The sequence below is a fragment of the Desulfatitalea tepidiphila genome (assembly GCF_001293685.1).
GTDB classification, from domain to species: Bacteria; Desulfobacterota; Desulfobacteria; order Desulfobacterales; family Desulfosarcinaceae; genus Desulfatitalea; species Desulfatitalea tepidiphila.
In genome coordinates this window covers 525,048-548,129 of the sequence record NZ_BCAG01000006.1, presented here as the reverse complement: position 1 = coordinate 548,129, position 23,082 = coordinate 525,048, and the positions used below count along the sequence as shown (strand labels likewise).

21 protein-coding genes are annotated in these 23,082 nt (G+C 58.8%); 14 read left to right on the top strand and 7 right to left on the bottom strand.

Annotation, left to right across the window (positions count from 1 at the left end; translation table 11 throughout):
* Positions 1–489 precede the first annotated feature (489 nt).
* From DFT_RS22360 to DFT_RS22350, 3 genes are read left to right on the top strand one after another with little or no spacing between them, the layout of a single operon-like run.
* The gene (locus DFT_RS22360) at positions 490–969 is read left to right on the top strand and encodes a SoxR reducing system RseC family protein (protein ID WP_054033486.1); all 480 of its coding nucleotides are present in this window, start codon (positions 490–492) and stop codon (positions 967–969) included.
* Between the two features lie 19 nt (positions 970–988).
* A complete protein-coding gene (locus DFT_RS22355; protein WP_161807232.1) occupies positions 989–1,792 on the top strand; it encodes a PP2C family protein-serine/threonine phosphatase in 804 nt (267 codons plus the stop codon).
* Positions 1,779–3,560 carry a serine/threonine-protein kinase gene (locus tag DFT_RS22350; protein ID WP_054033482.1) on the top strand — a complete coding sequence of 594 codons (1,782 nt, stop codon included), beginning with the start codon at positions 1,779–1,781 and terminating at the stop codon, positions 3,558–3,560. Before DFT_RS22355 ends, DFT_RS22350 begins: the two co-directional genes overlap by 14 nt.
* Positions 3,561–3,607: 47 nt before the next feature.
* On the opposite strand, the gene DFT_RS22345 is transcribed toward DFT_RS22350, so the two are convergent.
* A complete protein-coding gene (locus DFT_RS22345; protein WP_054033480.1) occupies positions 3,608–4,186 on the bottom strand; it encodes an OsmC family protein in 579 nt (192 codons plus the stop codon).
* A gap of 201 nt (positions 4,187–4,387) precedes the next feature.
* Positions 4,388–6,325: a sigma-54 interaction domain-containing protein gene (locus tag DFT_RS22340; RefSeq protein ID WP_054034123.1), complete on the bottom strand. Its 1,938-nt coding sequence runs from the start codon at positions 6,323–6,325 to the stop codon at positions 4,388–4,390.
* Between the two features lie 350 nt (positions 6,326–6,675).
* Here DFT_RS22340 and DFT_RS22335 point away from each other — a divergent pair, with 350 nt between their 5' ends.
* Positions 6,676–8,214 (top strand): HDOD domain-containing protein, encoded by a 1,539-nt coding sequence (locus tag DFT_RS22335; RefSeq protein WP_054033478.1) that lies wholly within the window; start codon positions 6,676–6,678, stop codon positions 8,212–8,214.
* A gap of 499 nt (positions 8,215–8,713) precedes the next feature.
* Complete coding sequence (locus DFT_RS22330; RefSeq protein ID WP_083453712.1) at positions 8,714–9,631, top strand: YitT family protein; 918 nt, start codon at positions 8,714–8,716, stop codon at positions 9,629–9,631.
* A 118-nt stretch (positions 9,632–9,749) separates the two neighbouring features.
* On the opposite strand, the gene DFT_RS22325 is transcribed toward DFT_RS22330, so the two are convergent.
* On the bottom strand, positions 9,750–10,871 hold the full coding sequence (locus DFT_RS22325; protein WP_235506305.1) for a tRNA-queuosine alpha-mannosyltransferase domain-containing protein: 1,122 nt from the start codon (positions 10,869–10,871) through the stop codon (positions 9,750–9,752).
* A gap of 483 nt (positions 10,872–11,354) precedes the next feature.
* On the opposite strand from DFT_RS22325, the gene DFT_RS22320 reads away from it, so the two are divergent.
* The 9 genes from DFT_RS22320 to DFT_RS22280 all read left to right on the top strand — a co-directional run bounded on the left by DFT_RS22320 (position 11,355) and on the right by DFT_RS22280 (position 19,094).
* Positions 11,355–12,191 (top strand): DUF169 domain-containing protein, encoded by an 837-nt coding sequence (locus DFT_RS22320; RefSeq protein ID WP_054033476.1) that lies wholly within the window; start codon positions 11,355–11,357, stop codon positions 12,189–12,191.
* Complete coding sequence (locus DFT_RS22315; protein ID WP_054033474.1) at positions 12,191–12,448, top strand: UxaA family hydrolase; 258 nt, start codon at positions 12,191–12,193, stop codon at positions 12,446–12,448. Before DFT_RS22320 ends, DFT_RS22315 begins: the two co-directional genes overlap by 1 nt.
* Before the next feature lie 13 nt (positions 12,449–12,461).
* Entirely contained in the window at positions 12,462–13,616 is a 1,155-nt protein-coding gene (locus DFT_RS22310) for a UxaA family hydrolase (RefSeq protein WP_054033473.1), read from the top strand.
* Positions 13,617–13,912: 296 nt separating this feature from the next.
* A complete protein-coding gene (locus tag DFT_RS22305; RefSeq protein WP_054033470.1) occupies positions 13,913–14,122 on the top strand; it encodes a hypothetical protein in 210 nt (69 codons plus the stop codon).
* A gap of 214 nt (positions 14,123–14,336) precedes the next feature.
* The gene (locus DFT_RS22300) at positions 14,337–15,011 is read left to right on the top strand and encodes a nitroreductase (RefSeq protein WP_054033468.1); all 675 of its coding nucleotides are present in this window, start codon (positions 14,337–14,339) and stop codon (positions 15,009–15,011) included.
* Positions 15,012–15,478: 467 nt separating this feature from the next.
* Positions 15,479–16,264, top strand: coding sequence for an IclR family transcriptional regulator (locus tag DFT_RS22295; protein ID WP_054033466.1), 786 nt, complete (start codon positions 15,479–15,481; stop codon positions 16,262–16,264).
* Positions 16,265–16,285: 21 nt separating this feature from the next.
* The gene (locus DFT_RS22290) at positions 16,286–17,050 is read left to right on the top strand and encodes an SDR family NAD(P)-dependent oxidoreductase (RefSeq protein WP_054033464.1); all 765 of its coding nucleotides are present in this window, start codon (positions 16,286–16,288) and stop codon (positions 17,048–17,050) included.
* Between the two features lie 28 nt (positions 17,051–17,078).
* Complete coding sequence (locus DFT_RS22285) at positions 17,079–18,239, top strand: acyl-CoA dehydrogenase family protein (RefSeq protein WP_054033462.1); 1,161 nt, start codon at positions 17,079–17,081, stop codon at positions 18,237–18,239.
* A 60-nt stretch (positions 18,240–18,299) separates the two neighbouring features.
* Positions 18,300–19,094: an enoyl-CoA hydratase-related protein gene (locus DFT_RS22280; RefSeq protein WP_054033461.1), complete on the top strand. Its 795-nt coding sequence runs from the start codon at positions 18,300–18,302 to the stop codon at positions 19,092–19,094.
* Between the two features lie 138 nt (positions 19,095–19,232).
* On the opposite strand, the gene DFT_RS22275 is transcribed toward DFT_RS22280, so the two are convergent.
* From DFT_RS22275 to DFT_RS22260, 4 genes are all read right to left on the bottom strand, one after another.
* Positions 19,233–20,963 carry an ABC transporter substrate-binding protein gene (locus DFT_RS22275; RefSeq protein ID WP_054033459.1) on the bottom strand — a complete coding sequence of 577 codons (1,731 nt, stop codon included), beginning with the start codon at positions 20,961–20,963 and terminating at the stop codon, positions 19,233–19,235.
* Positions 20,964–21,103: 140 nt separating this feature from the next.
* The gene (locus tag DFT_RS22270; RefSeq protein WP_200907128.1) at positions 21,104–21,382 is read right to left on the bottom strand and encodes a DUF2160 domain-containing protein; all 279 of its coding nucleotides are present in this window, start codon (positions 21,380–21,382) and stop codon (positions 21,104–21,106) included.
* Positions 21,383–21,394: 12 nt separating this feature from the next.
* Complete coding sequence (locus DFT_RS22265; RefSeq protein ID WP_054033457.1) at positions 21,395–22,198, bottom strand: carbohydrate ABC transporter permease; 804 nt, start codon at positions 22,196–22,198, stop codon at positions 21,395–21,397.
* Positions 22,195–23,079 carry a carbohydrate ABC transporter permease gene (locus DFT_RS22260; protein ID WP_054033455.1) on the bottom strand — a complete coding sequence of 295 codons (885 nt, stop codon included), beginning with the start codon at positions 23,077–23,079 and terminating at the stop codon, positions 22,195–22,197. Before DFT_RS22260 ends, DFT_RS22265 begins: the two co-directional genes overlap by 4 nt.
* Between the last annotated feature and the right edge of the window lie 3 nt (positions 23,080–23,082).

Here is a 23,082-nt window from a genome sequence, read left to right as displayed (position 1 = left end):
AATCGATGTCACACGAGAAGCATTATGAAAAAATGTTAAACACAAAATGTGCCATGACACAGTCATTTCAAGGCCCGGAAGTGCTCGTTGGGTGTGGTCCGAGGCAAACGCATCGTAAAATGGACATGAATCCTAAGGCTTGGTGCATCTTGATTTCGTCTGGGTTGTAAAATTTTTACACAGTTATCGGGTTGACAGGTCCATTGATGTGTGTTTTTTACCCGGCTCGCCTTTTTTCAACCTCGCAACGCATCTCTAAAATTTCATAGGAAGCCGCTTAACCGGTAGGAATAGAGGTTGATGTCTTCGCGTCCACCAAAATGGCATGAATGGTGCTCCTATGAAAATTAAGCAATTGTTGTTCATCTGCCTTCCGATGCCTATGCTCATGCATCGGCGCATACAAGGCGGGTTCGGACACTTGGGAGAGCTTCATGGGGCCTTTGTTGATAATCGTGCCGGACGTCGGCGGAGTAGGGAAGGTGTCTTATGGCCGAAAGAATAGGGATCGTACTGCAGGATGAGATGAACGGTTGGGCCCGGGTGGTGACCGACCGGAAAGGGGGATGCGGCGGTTGTCATTCCAGTGCCGGCGGATGTCGGACTTGCCTGACCGATTCGAGGGTGGAGAGCCGGGTGATCAATCCCATCAACGCTCGCAGCGGCGACCTGGTTAAGATTTCGCTACCCGCCGCTTCTGTTTATCAAGGGGCGGCCCTCTTCTATCTCCTGCCTATCGCAGGGCTGATTCTGGGGGCTTTTGGTGGGTTGTGGATCGGCGGCTGGCTGGGATGGGACAGCAGCGGGGGGATCATTGGCGCTTTCGCGGGACTGGTCGCTAGTGTGTGGGCGGTGGTCCACCTGGGCCGCAGCCCGGGATTGAGCCGCAAACTGACCCCGGCCATAACGGCTGTGGTCCAGTCCTCCGGTGCACCGCAGGAGCGACGACATGCCGGCTGTTGCGGTTAGCCCCGGAGGCGGCGGCCGGATGGGTGCTTCTACCGCCGGTCTCGAGCTGGATATGGGATTTTGCACCGACATCGGGTTGGTTCGCGCCGACAACGAGGACGCCGTGTTTATTTCTCCGCCCGCGGCTGTGGAGGGCGAAAACCCCAGAGGCCGGCTGGTGGCCGTGGCGGATGGCATGGGCGGGCATAGCGGTGGCGGCTTAGCAAGCGCTCTTGCCTGCGGGGCGCTGAACGCATTCTACCAGCGGCCGCTGAACGAAGCGCCGCCGTGGACGGCCGCAGCGCTCGAGCGCCATCTGGTCGAAACCGTCCTGCGCGTCGATCGTCTTGTGCGCCGCATGGCGTCTGGCCGGAAAGGCCTGTGCCACATGGGCACCACGCTCTCCTGCCTGCTGCTGACAACGAACTGCAGCATTGTCGCCCACGTGGGCGACAGCCGGATCTATCGCTGGCGCCGGGAGCATTTGACCTGCCTGACGACCGATCACACCTTCGTTCAGGAGATGATTTTCGAGGGGGAAGTGGATCCGGAAAGCGCCCATCTGCATCCGCTGCGCCACCTGTTGACCAACGTCGTCGGAACGATTGAACCTCTCTCGCATGTGGACCACCGCATCGATCGGATTCAGGCCGGCGACCGGTTCTTGCTCTGCAGTGACGGCCTGCACAACGTCCTGACGCCCGAGGTGCTCGCCACCGTGCTGGCCCGTGGCCATGATGCCGACCGAACGGCCAAGGCGCTGGTGGCCGCGGCCCTGGAGAGACAAACAGCGGACAACGTGACCGCCTTGATCGTGACCGTGAAGGAACATGACGGCTTCTAAACCCATACAAGAATCCGATGCGGCACCGCTCTTCGATACCGGCAGCGTGATCGAAGGCAAGTGGCTGCTGATGGAGCGCATCGGCAAGGGCGGCATGGGCGAAGTGTATCGCGCCCATCAGCTCAATCTCAAGCGCGATGTGGCCATCAAACTGATTTCGGAGAATCTGCTCCAGGAACTGGAGGAAAATCCGGAAGAGATCGAGACGGCCTTCGGCCGCTTCGAGCGGGAAGTACAGGTCATGGCCCGGGTGCGCCACCCCAATGTGCTCCAGATTTACGACTATGGTTCGGTGGCCGTGCAGCGCGGCGGCCGTCAGATACCGGTGGCGTACATTACCATGGAGTACATCCCGGGCAATACGTTTCGCTACACCATGTCCGAAACGGGTTTCGATGACGAAGAAGCGCTGCTGGTCGTTTGGCTGCGCGAATACTTCCTGCAGGTGCTGGAGGGGGTGCAGGCGATTCACGGCTTCGGCATTGTCCACCGCGACCTGAAGCCCGAAAACATTCTCATGGATGGGGAAACGCCCAAGATCGCAGATTTCGGTCTGGCCCGCACCATGCAGATGCCAGCCGTATCCAATTCCTGGGATGTCAAGGGGACCTGGCCCTACATGGCGCCCGAACAGTTTTCCGATTTTCGGCGGGCGGGGCGCGAGGCCGATATCTATGCCCTGGGCAAGATCCTTTTCGAGGCGATCCATGGCAGAATGGATCCCAAACAGCTGCCGTTCAAATCGGTGGGATTGGATGATCCCCGAACGCCGCTGCTGGTCGCCCTCGACGGCATCATTCGCCGGGCCACCAGCGAAGAGAAGCATCTGCGGCATCAAAGCGTCGCAGAGTTGCAATTGGACGTGGCGGCGGCCCTTAAAGCCCGGGAGTGCGAAATCAGCGCTGCCGCGCTCCCGGCACCTCCCATGGTACGATGGATCTGGGCGGGAATCGTCGCCGCCGTGCTGGCGGTGGCCGCCATGACGGCGTACCATCTCTTCGGCCTCCTCGAAGGGCGGCCGTCGGCGCCAAATCAGCGGGCCGTTCAAGCGCCGGCCGGTTCAGCCCGGGAAGATCGCGGCAAGCCGGCACCGACCCGCTTGGCCGCCGACGGCCGCACCATGCACCTGGTTCCGGCCGCAGCCGACCGGCCCGCGTTCTACACCGATCTCTCTCCGGTGACCTTTCACCACTACCTGGAGTTTTTGAATTCGGTCGCGGACCGGTTGGGCGTGGCCGACGGCGTGGTGAAGCACGGGGAAGAGATATGGATCTACCTGGGGGACGGCAGTGCCCCCCACGAACAGGTGATCTACCAGAACGGCTCTTTCCAGCTTCGCGATGCGCGCTGGGCGGCCCGACCGGTGGTGCGCGTCACCTGGCTTGGCGCGCGCGCCTACGCACGCCATTACCGGAAACAATTGCCGGACTTGGTGCAGTGGCGCGCAATCATGACCGCTTATCCACCGTCGCCGGCCGGAGGGACGCTCGACCGTTCAGGATCGACCCCGGACCCGCACGCGCATATGATGACGTCCCTGCCGAACGATGCGGGCGGCAGTCCTGTGCTTTCCAGTGGTACGGCGTTTGGGGCATCGGTCGATGTGAACAAGGAGTGGATAGTCGCCAGGGCGGATAAAAGAGACGACCGCTTGACGAGCCGAATCGCCTCGTGGCCGCGCGACGGCGGCATCGCCCCCCCCTTGCAGCGCCAGGCCTGGGAGGGGTTCGTTGACGTGGGCTTCAGGACGATCGCACTTCTGGATTAGGCTGGGAGGCAAACCGGCCGCATCGGATCGATACGGCCGGTCCAGAATTATTTCTCCAACTGCACCTTCACCGGTACGGCCCGGGTGATCGTGTCGAAGACCGGCGAGTATTGCGGTCCCAGCGCCACGATCTCCGCGAGCTTTTCGGGGGATGCGTCGGCATCGATGGTGACGTACATCCGGATCTCCTGGTATCCGCGGGGCACATCATCCCGAATCCCCAGAAACCCCTGAAGATCGATATCGCCTTCCAGGCGTGATTCCATGGCGCGGATGGTTATTCCCTTGGCTGCCGCATGGTAGACGATGGAGGAGGTGACGCATGCGGCCAAGGCGGTCAGGGCGTACTCCACGGGGTTGGGCCCCATGTCCCGGCCCAGCAGGATCGGCGGTTCGTCGGCATCCAGCACAAACGGCTCCCGGCGCTGGTGTTCCTGCTGGGTGCCGTAGAAGTTCTTGATGGTGGTCCGATTGTGGCCGCCGTCCACCCACTGGTTTTCCGCTTTGAATTTGAACTTGGCAATGACAGGTGCGGTCTTGACGGCATCGATGGTACCGAACAATTCATCGACATTGACCCCATTGACGACATTCGGCCTTTCGGCTTTGACGGCTGTATTTGTCATAATCTATTCCTCCCTTGTAGGGTTGCTCGTTGGGTTGATTTCATACCGCTTGACATGTTCTTGAGCATTCGCCGTGCCAACCGGCCGATATGCAATAAAGGCAAATTATATTGGGTAGTTGTCGGGATTCCGGAAGCGGTGGTCTGGGTGACGGAATGTCGTGAGTGGCGAGATGTCGCGAGTGGGTTTGACGAGAAATCGTTAACCGTTGGGCCGCGGCGGCCTTTGGATGCCCAGGGCTTTCATCCGTGACTGCAAGGTCGAGGCCGGCATGTCCAGGAGCCGGGCCGCACCGTCCCGACCGGATACCCGCCAGCGCGACTTTTCCATGGCCAGCAGAATGTTACCGCGCTCCAGCTCGCGCAGTTCGCGCACGGTCCTTACCCGGCGATGGGCCCGGCCGTCGGCGGGCGGCGCGGAGTCCGGCGGGGGCGCTGGGCGTCGTGGCAGCAAAGGATCGGGCCGGAGATGCCCGTGGCGTGCGGTGATCACGCCGCGTTCGATGACGTTCTGCAGCTCGCGCACGTTGCCGGGCCAGTCGTAGCCTTTCAATTTTTCGATAACTTCGGTGCTCAACGGCGCGATGGTCCGTTTCATCCGCGCGGCGTATTTGGCGGCGAAGTGTTCGGCGAGCAGGCCGATGTCGGCCTCCCGCTCGCGCAGCGGGGGAACACGGATGGGAAACACGTTGAGACGGTAGAACAGGTCGGTGCGAAAGCGGCCCTCGCCGACGGCGCGGGAGAGGTCGCGGTTGGTGGCGGCGATGATGCGCACGTCCACGCGGCGGGTGCTCGATCCGCCTACGGGTGTGAATTCGCCCTCCTGCAGGACGCGCAGAAGCTTGGCCTGCAGTTCGCGGTTCAGCTCACCCACCTCATCCAGGAAAAGCGTGCCGCGGTCGGCCAGGCCGAATCGACCTTCCCGGCGCTGGGTGGCACCGGTGAAGGCGCCCTTTTCATGGCCGAAGAATTCGCTTTCCATGAGCATGTCCGGTATGGCGGCGCAGTTGACCGTGATCAAAGGGCCCTCTTTGCGGGAACTGGCCGCATGGATGGCCCGGGCGATCAGCTCCTTGCCGGTGCCGGTCTCCCCGATGATCAGGACCGTTGAATCGGTGGGCGCCACTTCGGCCACCAGTTCGAGGGTTTCCCGGAAGGGTTGGCTTTGGCCGATGATTTGGCCGAAGTCGTAGATCTGCTGAATTTCACCCTTGAGGTAAGCGGCTTCGTCCCTGAGGGATTCGATCTGCCGGCGGGCCTCGAAGCGTTCGTTCACGTCCCTGAGAATCAGGACATAACCGGGTCGACCGTGAATCTCGATTAGCGAGAGGGTCGCTTCGGTGCGAATGGGAAGGCGATTCGGGCCCAGGGCATTCAGGCCATCGGGTACCCAGATGCTTCGTTTGCTGTCGCTGTGTGCATCGAGTGTGCGAACGATTTGCTGCAATCGTTGGAAGTCCTCCTTTGCGATCAATTGCCCGAAGGACCTCCCCGTGCATGAATCCCGGCCGCAGCCGAACATGCGCCCGGCAGCCGGGTTGAGGATCACGATGTGGAAGGCATGGTCCAGTTCGATGATGGCGTCCATGGCTCCGTTGAATACGCCGGAGAGGGTCTCCTCCCGGGCACGCATCCCGGCCTCGGCCCGGAGGCGGAGCATTTCAGCCGTGGCGCGGGCTGCAAAGATGCGGAACAGGGCCAAGTTCCGATAGGACTCGGGCATACGTTTGGTATCCAGGACGGCCAGGTTGCCCAGGACCTGGTCGTCGGGGCCGATCAATGGAAAGCCCATATAGCTGACCGCATTGAACGCTGCCAGATCGGGATCGCCTGGAAAGAGCCGGACCACGTTGTCCGGGATGTGCAGATGGGTCTTGTTTTTGATCGTGTTTTCGCAGGGTGTGCCGGCCAGATCATATTCGTAGTGGTCGACAAAACCGTTGCCCATCCAGAAGGCCAGCGCGTGCAGATGCCCGGTATCCGGCCGGTATTCGGTGATCCAGGCGCCGTGGGTGCCGAGGGCATGGCTGAGGTTTTTGACCAGGGCGCGGAAAAACGATGCGCCAACGGCCCCGGCCGTCCCTTGCATGATCTTTTGCAGCAGATCGTTTTCGTTTGTGATCCCGGTATCGGTGAGCATGGGATCCCTCGCTTTCACGGAAGGCACTGAAACATGCGGTGTTGTGAAGATGGCCACCGTGGCCCGCATTGTCAATCCATGGCGGGCCGCCGGGGCGAACATGGTGCCTGCGAAAGCGGTCAACTTCCACACGAATCGGCCGATATGTACTAGATGCGGTTGCCGGTGGCGGGCGGGCACGTTTAGGCCGTGAGCGGGCCGGCAGATAGTCGAACCATTTACCGGGTAAATATACCCGACGCGAATATGCAGATCAGAAAATACCAATGGTAGTGAAACAGAAAAGGGTCATGGCCGGCTCGAACGCGTCGGTAAAAGGTGACAAACCCCCGGAGACTCCGCTGACGCGTATGCTCAGACGTATCCGGCGGACCGAGGAGTTTCCCAGTATTTCGAAGTACCTCGTTGAGATCAATCAAAAATTGTCCCTCTGCCAGGAGGCCTGCGATGCCTCAGACCTGGCCAATCTGATCCTCAACGATTACGCCCTGACCAACAAGCTGCTCAAGCTGGTCAACTCGGCCTACTACGGCCTGGTCGCCGGAAAGGTGACCACCATTACACGGGCCGTGGTGGTGCTGGGGTACGAGCGGGTGCGGCTGGCCACCATCAGCCTGGCCTTGCTGGACCATTTCCAGGGCAAGGCCCACACGGCCGATTTGAAAGAGACGCTGATCGCTTCTTTCTGGGCCGGGGTGGTGGCCCGGGAGATCGCGGGAGCGGGTGCGGCCATCGACCCCGAAGAGGCGTTCGTGTGCGCCATGTTGACCCAATTGGGCAAACTGGTGATGATTTACTATTTGCCCGATGAATATCAGAAGGTCGTGGATTGGATGGCCGCCCACGGCCACGGCGAAACCAAGGCGGTCAAAGCGGCCTGCGGGGTGACCTACGAAGCTTTGGGAACGGCCGTGGCCGGGCAATGGAATTTTCCCGATCGAATCTGCGAAGGATTGCAGCCCCTGACCTCGGACGATTTGCGCGGCCGGCGCAAGGCTCCCACGCAACTGCGAGTGGTGTCGGGTTTTGTGAAAGCCTTGGGGCAACTGATCGAGCAAGGGGAGTTGACCGGCGACGATCGCAAGTGGCAAAACTTGCTCGACCGCTACAAGGACAGGGTGAAGCTGACCAGGCGGAAACTCCAGACATTGGTCCTCGACTCCATCGACAGCGTCCGACGGCATGCCCAGGCATTGAATTTCAGCATCGAGAACAGCGCGTTCATCCAACATCTGGCCAGGGGCTGCGAAACCGCCGAAGCGGCACTCCCGGATGTGAAGGCTGAAGCGTCGCTTTTGCCGGAGTCTCAAAGCCACCAGTTGACCGATGGATTGGCATTCAAGGAAGAGAGCGGCGACCCGGCGGTCTTGAGTCCCAAGGACGTGATTTTGGCGGGTATTCAGGAGATTTCAGAGGCCCTGATGGCCGATTTCGATGTCAACGACGTCGCCTTGATGAGTCTTGAAATTCTCTACCGGGCACTGGCCTTTCACCGCGCTCTTATGTTCGCCCGGGAAGGAGATGGCCGTACGATGACCATACGCTTCGGATATGGCCTCAGCAGCGATGAACTGGCCCACAAGGTCGGTTTTCAGGTTTCCTCCGGTCGGGATCTGTTCAATTTGTCCATTGCATCGGGTAAGGATCTGATCGTGGCCGACGCCCACGATGACAAAACCGTTCGCCTGCTCCCAGCCTGGTATCGCACCCACATCGATGCGCCAGCCTTTGTGTTTATGCCGATAAAGGTACAAAACGTCTGCATCGGTGCCTTCTATGCCGACCGCCATCAAGCCGGTCAACCGGTCAGTGACGAGGCGCACCGCTACCTGAGCATGCTCCGCAATCAGCTCATCCTGGCCGTCAAGTATCGCCAGGGATCGAAGTAGGCCCACGGCGCGGCCATGAGATCTCAACCCAATTTGCCTGTTTGTGGACGGACTCTGAATACCTTTCAGTTGGAATTGCTCGGGTCGCGCCAGTAGTTCTGACTGAATGTGATTCACCTTGAAGGGCATTCATTACAAAAGACGTTTGATAATAAAATTCGCATTGCGACGGAGATGGCAGGCGCGGGTGGAGCAGGTGGCCAGGGCCACGTACGCCTGCGGTCTTAGTGCCGCTCGAATGCAAACGGCGGGCAAGCGGCCCAGACTGTTTGAGCGCAGCGAGTTTCTGGGCCGCCCGCTGTGCATTCTTAGCGGCACTTGACCGCTTGGCGTGTGGCATCGGCCACCTAGTCCACCCACGCCGGATTTAATATATAGAATTCAGTTAGAATCCCCGCGGTCGCGCATTTGGGCTTGACAAGCCGGATGTGGGTTCATAGGTTGCCCGCATGAAGGTCGAAGGTTTATAATTCATTCATTATTACAAATGGTTATATAAATGTCCCAAAAGGAGTTACCCGCTGCCCGGCCGGTGCCGGCGCCCGAAACGCACCGCAAGCGCTTCTCGTTCAAAGACCTGGCCTATACGCCGCTCTGGAATGTCGTGCTGATCCTCGCTGGTTCGGCCCTGTATGCCTTTGGTGCCAAATCGGTGGTGTTGGCCCATGGCTTCATCACAGGGGGTATTTTCGGCGCCAGTCTGCTGTTGTATTACCTCACCGATTTTCTGAGTGCCGGTACCTGGAGTTTGTTGCTGAACCTGCCGCTTTTTGCCGTGGCCTGGGTGTTTCTCAGCCGCAGATTTTTGCTCTACAGCCTGCTTTCCATCTTCACGGTGGCGCTTTGTTACGAGCTGATCGAGTTTGACCTGGGGATCCACGAGCAGTTTTATGCCGCCCTGGCCGGCGGCGTGATTTGCGGCGGCGGTTCGGGCATCATCCTGCGTTCCCTCGGATCCGGTGGTGGATTGGACGTGGTGGCGATTCTGCTCAATCGGAAATTCAACTTCAGCATCGGCAAGTTTTACATGATCTTCAATGTGGTGCTTTTTTCTTTTTCCCTGACCCACCTCTCCATCGACCTGTTTATCGCGTCGGTCATCTTTGTCTTTCTTTCGTCGGTTTCACTCGACTACGTCCTTTCCATGTTCAGCCAGCGCAAGTTGACCTACATTATCAGCAAGGACAATCCCCAGATCGCCCAGGCCCTGCTCGAGCGCGGCTGGCAGGCGACGATCATCAAGGCCAAGGGCGCCTACAGCGGCAAGGATCAGGATATCCTGATGACCATCACCAACAACATCTACCTCAAGCAGTTGGAGGAGATGGTGTTCACCGTCGATCAGAACGCCATTTTCGTGGTGGAAAACACCTTCAATGTGCTGGGGTCGGTGTTCGGCCGGCGCAAACAGTATTGACGGCACCGTGAGAAGCCCAATAACTGGGTCGTGCTCATCCCGTGCGCCTTGCGGTGTGCGACCCGTACGCCCAGGACACGGAATTTCGCTTTCTCCCTCATCCCGGCGAAAGCATGGATCAATCTTTTATTGAACCGCGTTTTGCCACCCACATATCGAACAGGTCGTCGAAGGGATCGATGCGGCGCGCCCAGGCAAATCGGCTCATGGTCGACGACAGGTCCGCGCGCAGCCGTTCGAAGCGGTGGTATTCGGTTAGCAGCTCGATGAGTTTTTCATGCAGCGCGGCCGGGGTGTCGTAGAGCACCTGGGGGTGATGGACAGCAGGGATGATCTCTGGATAGGAGAGGCGCGCCGGCAGCAGCGGAATGCAGCCGAAGCGGACGGCTTCCACCACGGAGATGCCGAAATTCTCCTGAATCGCCGTGCTGACCACGATGTGCCCCAGCCGAAGCCAATTCAAGTACGCTTCACGCGATGTCAAATAGCCGCAATGCACGATGCGCCGGCCGTAACGTTGCCGGGCCGCGGCAAAACAGGGCGGTGCCGCGCGGCCGCTTTCGCCGAGCAGGGCCAGCCGGAAGTCGTGTCCGTGCGTCAACACGACATCCAGTGCCTGGAAAAACGCTTCCGGATCCTTGTCGAATTCCCAGCGGTGGTTCCAGATGATCAACGGCGGCTGATGCGCATCGGGCGGCGTGAGGGCGACAGGGCCGGCGGGAATTCGGCAGCCAGGATACAGTACGCCGCTCTTGGCGCGGATTTCCTCGACGACCCATTTGGGTGCATGGTCCGGCATCATTTTCAGAAAGCGAGGTAGACTCTCCAGGAAAGTCTTCAGGTGGGCGTGTGAGTTGAACAACACGTGGTCAGCGGCCAGGGCCGTGGTGATATCCGTAAAACCGAACTGAAAGTCCATCTGCTCGCCCGGAGCCAGGGGGTAACTGAGCTGGTTTTCGTGGAAATAGACCAGGGCCGGCGGGCAACCGGGACCGGCGAGGGCCTTGAAATCGGACAGGCTCATCAGATCGGTCGTAATGAGCCCGTCGTAGTGGGCCAGGTCCGGCACCCTGCGGATGAAGTGGAGCGCCGCACCGCGCATGCGCCATTTCCAGAAGCTCGCCGGCAGGGAGAGCAGATCGATCTGATGCCGGGAGTGGGCGATCCAGCCCTCTGCGAATTCGCGGTGCGATCCGCCAAAAAAGGGTTCCAGGAAGAGCAATTTCAAGCGAGTCGCCATGGGTGTCGTCGCCTTCGGGACGTTAGCGGTTCGTCATGTCCACGACCGTACCATATCATCTTTCGTCGGTCCTGTCGTATGTTCCGGCAGCAATTCTAATTGAATGTGATTCACCTTGAAGGGCGTGCGTTACAAAGGCGTTTGATAAAAAAATTCGCATGGCAACGGTTGAGGCAGGCCTGGGTAGGACAGGTGGCCAGGGCCACGTGAGCCTGCGGTCTTAGAGCCAGTTAAATGCAAACGGCGGACAAGCGGCCCAGACTGTTTGAGCGCAGCGAGTTTCTGGGCCGCCCGCCGTGCATTTTACTGGCTCTTGACCGAAAGGCGTGTGGCATCGGTCACCTGTCCTACCCGGGCCGGATTTGATGAGCCGCATTCAGTTAGAATCGCTCATGTTCCAAGGCCGGGCTTTACGCTGGGCGGGGAAGCATGTAAAATGATTTTTATCATTTGCGGGCCGGCCGGTCCGCCAGGGAGGTGCTTATGGATCCGAAGATCATCGATGAACTGTCCAGGTTTCTAGATCGCCTGGGGCTCGACGAACACCCCATGGGGCTTTTCTACACCGATGAAAAGCCGGCCGAGGGGTTCGCGCCCAAGCCGGGCGATCTGCCCACCGTGGAAAAGGAGCGGGCCAATGCCGTCGACTGGCCGGCCGTTTTTGGCAACTTCTCGTGCGCCCTGGGTCACATCTGGCGGGCGCGCAAGAAACAGGCCGTCGCCTATTTTTCGGCCGAGCAGTTCGGCTGCCTCGGTGCGGCCTTCTGGCTGGGATTCAACAAGCCCCAGGTTGAAACCATCATCCACTATGTGTCCTCGGGCATGCCCGGGCACATGGCCGGCGAGTATTACTGCGAGAGTCCGGATGCACTGCGCCGGATCTTCGATTTTATCGATCCGCGACCCGCGCCGCACACATACTGCGTGGTCAAGCCGCTGCCTCTTTTCGTAGAAAAAGAGACACCTGAAATGGTGCTCTTTTTCGCCCGGCCCGAGTCCATGTGCGGCCTGCATCAGCTGGCCGCTTTCGTCACCAACGATCCGGAGGTGGTGGTCACTCCCTGGAGCGCGGCCTGCGGCAGCCTGGTGATCTGGCCGGCCCACTACCAGGCGCGCGGTCTGCGCAAGGCGGCCCTGGGCGGTTGGGATCCGTCGGCGCGCAAGTTCTTCAAGACCGACGAGCTGTCGTTTTCAGTGCCGTTCGACATGTTCGCCGAGATGCTGCGGCGCTACGACGCCTCGTTTCTGGGCACCGACACCTGGCAGGTCGTCCTCAAAAAAATCGCCCGAAGCAAAAAGGTCTGGGGAGAGGAGCCGTGATGAACCGGAACGTCATTCGCATCCATCCGCAAGACAATGTGGCCGTGGCCGTGGTGTCCATCGCCAGGGGCGACTCAGTGACCGGTGCCGATATGGAAGTTCTGCCTGCCGTCACCGACATTCCGCGCCACCATAAGGTGGCGGTGGCGCATATCGCGTCCGATGCGCCGATCGTTAAGTACGGCGAAGTCATCGCCCGGGCCAGGACGGCCATCCGGGCCGGCGAGTGGGTGCACACGCATAACATCATCGCGTAAGGACAGGACACGCATGGATTTTTTGGGTTACAGACGAAAGAACGGTGCCGTCGGCACCCGCAACCATGTGTTGGTCATGAGCTCGGTGAGTTGCGCCAACGGCGTGGTCCAGGCCATCGGCCGCGAATTGCCGGATGTCAAAATCATCACCCACACCGAAGGGTGCGGCCGGGCCACTGCAGATGTGCTTATCGCCAGGCGCACCCTGGCCGGTTTGGGCCGCAACCCCAATGTGGCAGCGGTGCTGCTGGTGGGCCTGGGCTGCGAGTCGATCAAGGTTGACGGCCTGGCCGAAGCCATCGGAGAGGTGGACAAACCGGTGGAGACGATCGTCATTCAGGATGCCGGCGGATCGGTCAAGGCCACGGCGGCCGGCATCGGTATTGCCCGGCGCATGCTGGTTGCAGCCGCGCAACAGCGGCGCGAACCATGCCCGCTCTCCGAGTTGACCGTCGGCATGGAGTGCGGCGGATCGGATGCCTTGTCCGGCCTGACGGCCAACTGCCTGGTGGGCGCGGTGGCCGACTGGTTGGTGGCCGCAGGGGCCACCGCGATCCTTTCGGAAACCACGGAAATGATCGGCACCGAAACGATCCTGGCCAAGCGGGCGGCTGATCCGCGTCTGGCATCGGAAATCGTCGATTTGATCCAAGGCCAGAGACGGCGTACAGAAGAACTGCTCGGAGAACGGGCCGGCATGGTGATATCGCCGGGCAACATGGATGGCGGGCTCTCCACGATCACCGAAAAATCCATGGGGTGCATCGTCAAGGGCGGCACCACGCCTATTCAGGAACTGGTGGCCTATGGCCAGGCCCCATCCAAAAAGGGGCTCGTGCTCATGGATACCCCGGGATCGGATATCTTCTCCCTGACCGGCATGGCCGCCGGCGGGGCCCAGCTCATGCTTTTTACGACCGGGCGCGGCACCCCTGCCGGATTTCCCACGGTGCCGGTGGTCAAAATCGCCTCCAACAGCCGTCTCTTTGCGAGCATGACCGACGACATGGATTTCGACGCCGGGACGTTGATCGAAGGCAGGGCGCTGCCCGATGCCCGTGAAGAGTTGATCGGCCTCGTCCAGGCCGTGGCCGCCGGGCAGACCACCCAGGCCGAACGTAACGGTCAGGAGATGGTGGCCATTCATACCACCGGTCCGGCCTTTTGATACAAACAACACGGGAAAATACTTCCGGTTCGAATGTTGACGAACCATCCTCGCATCTTTATTTTTTGGCATTGGATGGATGCGACGGTTTTCGCGTAAAACGCATCGCATCTTGCAGGTCATTAGCGGGAGAAAACAGCATCGCATGCAGCGCCGCTGCTGGCCGTTCGTCTTGGATACTACATCCATCTCATCAGATCATTTCAGCACCTTTCCTTCTGCCATCGGTCCAGAGCCTCTGCAGGCGTGAAGTTGTCCATTCAAGGACATCCGTCTCCCTTACACAAGGGGGCACCATGATCTTGCAGAAAATCAAAAAGAGCGCCGGCCGCCGGAGCAAACCCAACGTCCTTGCCGAAGAGGTGGACGATCTGCGTCGTTACGATTGGACCGATCCCCTTTTTGACGAGTGGTGCGCTTCGGCAACCCAGCAACTGACATCCGATGCAGAGTCGGCCCGAGAAGAGGGTGCCTACTGTCAATTGGTGTTCAGAGTTTGCGTCTAGCCGGTCGTTACGATCGGGCCTGAAAGGTGCCCCTGGTTTGTCGCGCCGAATCAAAACTCCCGTCCCATCTGCCGGTAATGTGGCATGGAACGATGTCTGGTCGAAGGTGCTGTTCGCCTGTTATAGTGGTTGTCTGGAACTGAGCGGCATACTATAGCAAAACGCATGAATGATAATTCAGATACAGGAAAACAACCACTGCCGGGGGGTAACGATGAATGTGACTGAAGCGATTCGTAAAAGAAAAAGCATTCGTGGTTTTAAGCCGGATCCGGTGCCTGCGGGCGTGATCGAATCCATTCTCCAGACGGCGGCATATGCCCCGTCAGCCCTGAACTCCCAGCCATGGGAATTCACGGTCGTGTCAGGGCGGGTGTTGGACAAAATCCGCAGTGAAAATGTCGAAAACCTTCGGTCCGGGCATTCGGGCAGTCCCGAACACATGACCGGGCAGTGGCCCCGGGACAGCGTCTTCCGGCAACGGCAGGTGGCCCTGGCAAAGCAGCTGTTCAGCCTGATGGGCATCGAGCGGCAGGACGCGGAAAAGCGGCAGCAGTGGGTGGAACGAGGGTTTCGGTTTTTCGATGCCCCGGCCGCCATCATCATCTGCACCGACCGGGTGCTGGGGGAAGTCGGCCCCCTGCTCGATATCGGGGCCGTCATGCAAAACATTTGTCTGCTCGCACTCGAGCACGGTCTAGGGACCTGCATCGAAGATCAGGGGATCTTTTATCCGGATGTCATTCGGCGGCACGCCCATATTGATCACAATAAGACCATCGTCATCGCCATTGCCGTCGGCTATCCGGATCCGGAATACCCGGCCAACCGGGTTGAAACCCATCGGGCGCCCCTGTCTGAGAACACCACCTGGTGCGGGTTGAGTTAGTCAGTGCCCATCCACAAATGGCCAATTGGGCCGATATCTGCGTTGCGCGAAAAATTTAATCCTCGGAATATCGACCATATGCCTGCGGTTAAATTTTTCGCGCGCCTTGATCTCGACCCAATTTGCCTATTTGTGAACGGGCACAAGTTAGTCTATCCACGAATGACCCATTAGCCCTATATCGGCGTTCTGATCCAATCATAGATTCAGCGGAATTCACGCTGCCTTCCTCTCGGCTCCAGAAATGAGCAACTCTTCTTTAAAGACCTTTGCGTAGACAAATCTCGAAAACGGGTCGCAAGTGCATGGCTCGGGTGAGTCGCCCCTCATGCGGGTTGGTGCGAGTACCTGTAAAATGAGAGGCCATTGATCTTTTTCTTGACAATGGCAAACAACGCTCATAAGTACCAAATATGGTATTTAAAAAATCATATATGGTAAAACTGAAACCACCAATGGGACACACAATGGGCCAAAATGACAACCATAACACTGTCACGGCGATTCATCGCGCGATCGATGTGATGGAATTCATTTCATCTTCTCAACGGGAGCTATCGTTTTCCGAGATCATGGACAACGTCGATATCCCACGCCAATCCTTGATTCGAATTCTCAACACCCTGTGCATTCGGGGCTTTCTGGACAAGTCCAGCCGGAGAGGGCTCTACAGAATCGGGCTCAAATTCCTATATCTCGGTCACGGGTTGCCCGACAAATTCGAGCTTCGCACCGCGGCCTGGAAATCGATGAAGGCGTTGTCGCAAAAAACGGGCAAGACCATCGAGTTGTCAAGCCTTGACCGGGATCAACTGATATTGCTCGAACAGATTCGCGGCACCGAGGAGATCTCATTGTATTCCCGAGTTGGCAGCGTGATTCCCTATCTGCACGCGGTCAGCGTTGGAAAGGTTTATCTGGCTTTGATGGATCCGGATAAGCGGCGGCGTGTTCTGAAAAAAATCGGACTGCCGGCAATGACCCAACATACGATCACGGACATGGCGCGTCTCGAACAAGAGATCCAGGAAACGCAAGCGCGCGGCTATGGTTTCGAAGATCAGGAGTTGCGGGAAGGCGTGCGACGGGTTGCCGCCCCTGTTTTTAATTCAACTGGCAAGCACGTGGGCTGTATCGGGCTGTCGGCAGCTGTTTTCAGTTTTGAACTCGACGATCTGGACACGTATGGCCGGATGGTGCGTGAGGCGGCGGAAAAGACATCCGCAGAACTGGGATATGTATCCAACCCATGATTTTAAAATAAGGAGGGGCAAATGTTCGAACTAACCAACAAAACAGCATTGGTGACCGGAGGCGCCCAGGGGATCGGGAAAGCCATTTCTGTTGCATTGGCCCAGCAGGGCGCCAATGTCGCCATTGCCGACATTGACGAAGCCGTCGCTAAGCAGACAGCCGATCTCATCGATAAGGAATTTGGGAGGGCAATGGCCGTGCAAGCCGACATCACGGACATCGAAAAGGTCAAGAAAGCGGTTACTGAGATCAAGGAACAGTTCGGCCCAGTGGATATCCTGGTCAACAACGCCGGCTGGGACCGTATGATCCCCTTTGTCAAAACAACGCCCGAGTTCTGGGATAAAGTGATCGACATCAATTACAAAGGGGTGCTCAATTGTGTCTATTCGGTGGTCCCAGACATGATCGAAAGGAAGCATGGCAAAATCATCAACATCGGATCCGATGCCGCCCGGGTCGGGAGCAGCGGTGAAGCCGTGTATGCAGGTGCCAAGGCCGCCATCATCGCCTTCAGCAAGTCTTTGGCCAGGGAAGTCGCCAGGAATCAGATTACGGTCAACGTGATATGTCCCGGACCTACGGATACCCCGCTGACTCAGCAGATGAAGCAGGAAAGCGAGTTTGCGACAAAAGTATTGTCCAAAATGGATAAGATCATTCCTCTGGGCCGGACCGGAACGCCGGAAGAGATTGGCGCCGCGGTGGTTTTTCTGGCTTCCAGAGAGGCGGATTTTATCACCGGTCAAACCTTGAGCGTCAGCGGCGGCTTGACCATGAGCTAATGTCCATCCAAGTATATAGAGGCCTGTCATGGATTTTGATTTCAGCAAAGAGCAAAAATTGATTCAAAAGGAGGTCCGGCGGTTTGCCCAGGAAGAACTTGCGCCAAGGTACAGCCAGTGGGACAGGGAGAGGAAATATCCCCGTGAACTGGTCAAGAAAATGGGTGACCTCGGCTATATCGGCGTATCGGTCAGTCAAGAATTGGGGGGGCTCGGCGAATCATACGTCACCGAGGGACTTGTGTGCGAAGAGCTTTCCCGGGGAGATTGCAGCCTTCCCATGTCGACACAGGTGGCCGGCCACCTGTGTGCGGGTCTTCTGGAGCAAGGAAGCAGGTCAGTACAAAAGGCGTTTCTCGATCCCTTTCTGGCCGGTGAACAGGTCTGCGCCTTCTGTTTGACCGAGCCGGGAAGCGGGACTGATGCCGGCGCGCTTCAGACCAGCGCGGTAAGAAAAGGCGATGCCTATGTTTTAAACGGGGAGAAATCCGGCATCACGGCGATTATGGATGCCGATTTCGCGCTGGTGTTTGCCCGGACCACACCCGGCCATGATGCCAGGGGGGTCAGTTGTTTTGTCGTTCCCTGTAATCTTCCCGGCATGTCCACGCAAGCCTATGAGGATCTCGGATGCAATGCCATTGTCCGGGGCTCGCTGTTCCTGCAAAATGTTGAGATACCGGAAAGTTATCGGATCGGCGAGGAGGGCAGGGGGTTTCGGCTGGCCATGCGCGGATTCGACATCAGCCGCATCTTTCTTTGTCTGGAAGCCATAGCGCCGGCCCTCGTGTCGCTCCAGGAAACCATGGCGCATGTCAAGGGGCGTACGGCCTTCGGACGACCCCTGGCCACTTTCGAAGCGGTATCATTTCCGATCATCGAGCATTTCAGCCTCCTGGAAGCGGTGCGACTGCTGTGTTACAAAGCATTGTGGCTGCGCGACCAGGGACAATCGAGCACCAAGGAGGCCGGAATGGTCAAGTGGATGGCCCCGCGGTTCTCCACCAACGCCATCCGGGACTGCATCACGCTGCATGGGCATTACGGGTATACGAAGGAATACCCCCTCGAGCAGCGCCTGAGAGATGTGCTTGCCATCGAAATTGCGGATGGGACCTCGCAGGTTTCCAAGCTGGTGGTGCAGCGTGAAATGATGGGCCGGGAATTTCTTCCCTACAATTACCGATAGCCCGGACGTTTGGCGCAACTCGAAAAAGCCGGACCACTGGGATTCGACAAGGAGGACAACATGAATTTCGAAGAAGTCATTTATGAAAAAAAAGACGGCGTCGCCAAAATCACGATCAATCGACCCCAAAAATACAATGCCTGTACTTCTCTGACACTCCTGGAGTTGAATCAGGCCCTCACGGATGCCTGGGTGGACAACACCGTGGGGGTGGTGGTGTTCACCGGCGCCGGCGAGAAAGCCTTTTGCACCGGTGGCGATCAGTCGATCCGGGACAAGAGCGGCTATGCGGGCACCCTGGCGGCATTGCCGGTGGAAGTCGGTTGGCAGACGGTTTCCAGCCTGATCCGGACCATCCCCAAGCCGGTCATTGCCAGGGTCAACGGATTTGCCATCGGCGGAGGACACGTCTTCCAGGTGGTTTGCGACCTTTCCATCGCGGCCGAAACTGCCAAGCTGGGCCAGGCTGGACCCAAGGTCGGCAGTTTCGACCCCGGTTACGGTACAGGCGATCTGGTCCGGTGTGTGGGGTTGAAGAAGGCAAAAGAGATCTGGTACATGTGCCGGCTCTACACGGCCAAAGAGGCGCTCGAAATGGGCTTGGTCAATGCCGTGGTCCCCTATGACCAGCTGGACGAAGAGGTCGCTAAATGGTGTGCGGACCTGCTCGAAAAAAGTCCCACGGCCCTCAAAATGCTCAAGTACGCTTTTCACGCGGAAACGGACGGTGTGACAGGCATCACCCATTTGGGCGTTGGCGGCCTGAGCATGTTTTACGGCACGGACGAGTCGGTGGAAGGTAAAAACGCTTTTATGGAAAAACGGAAGCCGGATTTTGCCAAGTACCGGAAATAAAATTTTTATGGAAGAGTTTCGGAAAGGATGCGCAAGGCTGGAAAGTGTTTGAACTCCCTATCGCTTAAAAACCAGCGGCGCCCTGCCCGAAAGCAGTGCGCCGCGGTGTTTGACATGCAGGCTTTTAAGAAGTCGGTGTTATTTCACACGACCTTCCCGCCAGGCTTGGATGAGTTTGTCGTAGTCGACCGTCTCGCCCTTGGGCTTCTCATTCACTTTGGCCTTGGGTGATCCGGGTTGGTTCAGCCAGTAGGCTTCGTCTTTTTCAGGGTTGAGTTGGGGGCCGCACTCGCCCTGGGTCTTGGAGCGGGCGATGCGCTCGAGCACGCGGTCCATCTCCTTGGCCAGGTTGTCCATGGCCGTGTCCACCGTCACTTCACCGGAAACGGCCTCGCCGATGTTCTGCCACCACAGCTGGGCCAATTTCGGATAGTCGGGCACGTTGACGCCCGTCGGGCTCCATGCCACACGGGCCGGGCTGCGATAGAACTCCACCAGGCCGCCGAGTTTGGGGGCGCGCTCGGTGAAGGAAGCATGACGAATGTCGCTGTCGCGGATGGGCGTCAAACCCACATGGGCCTTTTTAAGCGAGGTGGTCTTGGCCACGCAGAACTGGGCGAAAAGCCAGGCGGCCTTGCGGCGTTCCAGCGGCGTGCTCTTCATGAAGGTCCAGGAACCGCAGTCCTGATACCCCAGTTTCATGCCCTCTTCCCAATAGGGGCCATGGGGCGACGGGGCCATGCGCCATTTGGGGGTGCCGTCCGCGTTGACCGTGGGCCCCGGTTCGACCATGCTGGGCAGGAACGCGGTGTACCAGAATATCTGCTGGGCCACGCTGCCGTTGGCCAGAAAGGGCAGGTAGGTGTAAAAATCCATGCCGAGACTGCCCGGAGGGGCGTATTTCCTCAGCCACTCCATGTACTTGCGCAGGGAGTACTTGGCTGCCGGTCCGTTGGCCGCACCGCCGCGGGCCACGGTGGCGCCCACCGGGCGGCACCCTTCCATGCGGATGCCCCATTCGTCCACCGGCAACCCGTTGGGAATGCCCTTGTCGCCGGCCCCGGCCATGGAGAGCCAGGCGTCGGTGAAGCGCCAGCCCAAATCCGGTGCCTTCTTGCCATAGTCGTTGTGGCCGAACACGGCCTTGCCGTCGATTTCACGGACATGCTCGGTAAAGAATTCGGCAATGTCTTCGTAGGCCGACCAGTTGACCGGCACGCCCAATTCATAGCCGTAAATCTCCTTGAACTGTTTTTTGAAATCGTCCCGTTTGAACCAGTCGTAGCGGAACCAGTAGAGGTTGGCGAATTGCTGGTCGGGCAGCTGGTAGAGTTTGCCGTCGGGTCCGGTGGTGAAGGACTTGCCCATGAAGTCGTCCACATCCAGGGTCGGCAGGGTCACATCCTTGCCTTCGCCTTTCATGAAGTCGGACAGGGGCACCACGTAGCCATAGCGGGCGTGGGTCCCGATCAGATCGGAATCATTGATCCAGGCATCGTAGATGTTTTGTCCGGACGCCCACTGGGTCTGGAGCTTTTCGATCACATCGCCTTCCTGGATCAGGTCGAACGAGACTTTGATGCCGGTGATCTCTTCGAAGGCCTTGGCCAATACCTTGGCTTCGTATTCGTGCGTCGGAATGGTTTCCGAGACGACCTTGATGTTCATGCCTTTGAACGGCTTGGACGCCTTTATGAACCATTCCATCTCTTTGAGCTGCTGATCCTTGGTCAGGGTCGAGGGCTGGAACTCCGAATCAACCCACTTCTTGGCGGCAGCCATATCCGCGCAGGCCGGACCAGCGGCCAGGGCGAGCATGACGGCCAGCGCGACGCCGATGAACGTCGACTTCTTCAACTTGCCTTTCATGAGCCTCCTCCTTTTTGCCTTCAGGGGTGGGGTTTGGGTTCTGGACGTTATCCGGGGCGTGAAGGCTTTGGCCGCCCCATGATAGACACACGTCCGGGTTGGGTCAGGGGATTGTCTCCTTTTGGTTTCTCATGCGTCGATTATCCCCAGCGCATCACGATAAACACCCATACGGCCGAAACGGGCAGCGCCGGCCACAAAGACCAGTCCGTCAGACCGATCCAGGCCAGGTGGATATAGGCGGTGCCCAGCAGGCCGATAAAAAAACGCGTTCCGCGCGTCGTGGGGACCCTGAGAAAGCCGCGCCGTTCGATGGTGGGCGAAACCAACTCCCAGACCAGCATGCCGGCGATCATCAGAAAGATGGCGATAAAGAAAATGGCCGTGGGAACCGTCCAATACATCCATTCCAGACTCATGCGGCGCCTCCTTTACACGCGGCCCAGCGCGAAGCCCTTGGCCAGGTGGTTCCGCACGAACCAGATCACCAGGGCGCCGGGTACGATGGTAAGGATGCCGTTGGCCGCCAGCAGCCCCCAGTCCAGGCCGGTGGCGCTGATGGTGCGGGTCATGGTCGCCACGATCGGCTTGGCCTCGGTCACCGTCAGGGTGCGCGCGAAAAGCAGTTCGACCCAGCTGAACATGAAGCAGAAAAAGGCGGTGACACCAACGCCGGCCCGGATCAACGGAATGAAGATGGTGATAAAAAAGCGCGGGAAGCTGTAGCCGTCGATGAAGGCCGTTTCGTCGATCTCCTTGGGAATGCCGGACATGAAGCCTTCCAGGATCCACACGGCCAGGGGAACGTTGAACAGGCAGTGGGCCAGGGCCACGGCGATGTGGGTGTCGATCAGATTGACGGTGGAGTAAAGTTGAAAGTAGGGCAGCAGGAAGACGGCCGGCGGCGCCATGCGGTTGGTCAGCAGCCAGAAGAACATCTGGCCGTCGCCGAGGAACCTGAAACGCGAAAAGGCATAGGCGGCCGGCAGGGCGAAGGCCAGGGACATGACGGTATTCAGGGTGACGTAGATCATGGCGTTGATGTAGCCCGAATACCAGCTTTCGTCCGTAAAGATCTTGATGTAGTTCTCGAAGGTGATGTCGGCCGGATAGAGGGAGAAGGTGCTCAGGATGTCGGCATTGCTGCGCAGGGACATGTTGAGCATCCAGTAGATGGGCACCACTATTAGAACGAAATAGAAGATCAGGCCGAGCGTTCGCTTTTGGATTTTCATGCGATTTTTTCTCCTTTACCGACGTTGAGCAGGGCCTGGTAGAAGATGAAGCTGAACAGCAGGACGATGAGAAAATAGATCAGGGAAAAGGCGGCCGCCGGTCCGAGGTCGAACTGGCCGGTGGCCAGCTTGACGAGATAGATCGACAAAAAGGTGGTCGAGTTGCCCGGGCCGCCGCCGGTCAGTGCGAACGGCTCGGCATAGATGAGAAAGCTGTCCATCCACCTGAGCAGCACGGCGATGGTGAGCACGCCGCGCATCTTGGGCAGTTGGATGTAGCGGAACACCGACCAGGCCGAGGCGCCGTCGATCTTGGCGGCCTGGTAGTAGGCTTCGGGAATCGCGCGCAGGCCGGCATAGCAGAGCAGGGCCACCAGGGGAGTCCAGTGCCATACCTCCATGGCCATCAGGGTGATCCAGGCGAACGACGGCCGGGCCGTGTGATCGAAGGGCACGTCGAGAAGATTCAGGCTGTTGATACCCACCCCGAACAGGCCGATATCCGGCCGGGTGAAGATGATCCAGATGGTACCGATGACGTTCCAGGGGATGAGCAGGGGGACGGCCAGGGTGATCAGGCTGGCCGATACGCCCCAGCCTTTCTTGGGCATGGCCAGGGCGATGAGGATGCCCAGCGGAATTTCGATGAGCAGCACCAGGCCCGAGAAGATGAACTGGCGCCACAGGGCATCGTGAAGGCGGCTGTCGGTGAGCATCTCTTCGAACCACTCGGTGCCCACGAAGACTGCGTTGCCGGGGCCGAAGATATCCTGGATCGAGTAGTTGACCACGGTCATCAGGGGTATGATGGCGCTGAAGGCCACCACCACGAAGACCGGCAACACCAGAAACCAGGCCCGGTTGTTTTCCCACTTTTCCATCGA

Bases quoted from the DNA above. Each gene is read 5' to 3' on its own strand.
- DFT_RS22350 (WP_054033482.1), top strand. From the start codon at position 1,779: ATGACGGCTTCTAAACCCATACAAGAATCCGATGCGGCACCGCTCTTC.
- DFT_RS22280 (WP_054033461.1), top strand. From the start codon at position 18,300: ATGAATTTCGAAGAAGTCATTTATGAAAAAAAAGACGGCGTCGCCAAA.
- DFT_RS22330 (WP_083453712.1), top strand. From the start codon at position 8,714: ATGTCCCAAAAGGAGTTACCCGCTGCCCGGCCGGTGCCGGCGCCCGAA.
- DFT_RS22300 (WP_054033468.1), top strand. From the start codon at position 14,337: ATGAATGTGACTGAAGCGATTCGTAAAAGAAAAAGCATTCGTGGTTTT.
- DFT_RS22320 (WP_054033476.1), top strand. From the start codon at position 11,355: ATGGATCCGAAGATCATCGATGAACTGTCCAGGTTTCTAGATCGCCTG.
- DFT_RS22270 (WP_200907128.1), bottom strand. From the start codon at position 21,382: ATGAGTCTGGAATGGATGTATTGGACGGTTCCCACGGCCATTTTCTTT.
- DFT_RS22295 (WP_054033466.1), top strand. From the start codon at position 15,479: ATGGGCCAAAATGACAACCATAACACTGTCACGGCGATTCATCGCGCG.
- DFT_RS22265 (WP_054033457.1), bottom strand. From the start codon at position 22,198: ATGAAAATCCAAAAGCGAACGCTCGGCCTGATCTTCTATTTCGTTCTA.
- DFT_RS22340 (WP_054034123.1), bottom strand. From the start codon at position 6,325: ATGCTCACCGATACCGGGATCACAAACGAAAACGATCTGCTGCAAAAG.
- DFT_RS22360 (WP_054033486.1), top strand. From the start codon at position 490: ATGGCCGAAAGAATAGGGATCGTACTGCAGGATGAGATGAACGGTTGG.
- DFT_RS22285 (WP_054033462.1), top strand. From the start codon at position 17,079: ATGGATTTTGATTTCAGCAAAGAGCAAAAATTGATTCAAAAGGAGGTC.
- DFT_RS22335 (WP_054033478.1), top strand. From the start codon at position 6,676: ATGCTCAGACGTATCCGGCGGACCGAGGAGTTTCCCAGTATTTCGAAG.
- DFT_RS22275 (WP_054033459.1), bottom strand. From the start codon at position 20,963: ATGAAAGGCAAGTTGAAGAAGTCGACGTTCATCGGCGTCGCGCTGGCC.
- DFT_RS22290 (WP_054033464.1), top strand. From the start codon at position 16,286: ATGTTCGAACTAACCAACAAAACAGCATTGGTGACCGGAGGCGCCCAG.
- DFT_RS22305 (WP_054033470.1), top strand. From the start codon at position 13,913: ATGATCTTGCAGAAAATCAAAAAGAGCGCCGGCCGCCGGAGCAAACCC.
- DFT_RS22355 (WP_161807232.1), top strand. From the start codon at position 989: ATGGGTGCTTCTACCGCCGGTCTCGAGCTGGATATGGGATTTTGCACC.
- DFT_RS22315 (WP_054033474.1), top strand. From the start codon at position 12,191: ATGAACCGGAACGTCATTCGCATCCATCCGCAAGACAATGTGGCCGTG.
- DFT_RS22260 (WP_054033455.1), bottom strand. From the start codon at position 23,079: ATGGAAAAGTGGGAAAACAACCGGGCCTGGTTTCTGGTGTTGCCGGTC.
- DFT_RS22345 (WP_054033480.1), bottom strand. From the start codon at position 4,186: ATGACAAATACAGCCGTCAAAGCCGAAAGGCCGAATGTCGTCAATGGG.
- DFT_RS22310 (WP_054033473.1), top strand. From the start codon at position 12,462: ATGGATTTTTTGGGTTACAGACGAAAGAACGGTGCCGTCGGCACCCGC.
- DFT_RS22325 (WP_235506305.1), bottom strand. From the start codon at position 10,871: ATGGCGACTCGCTTGAAATTGCTCTTCCTGGAACCCTTTTTTGGCGGA.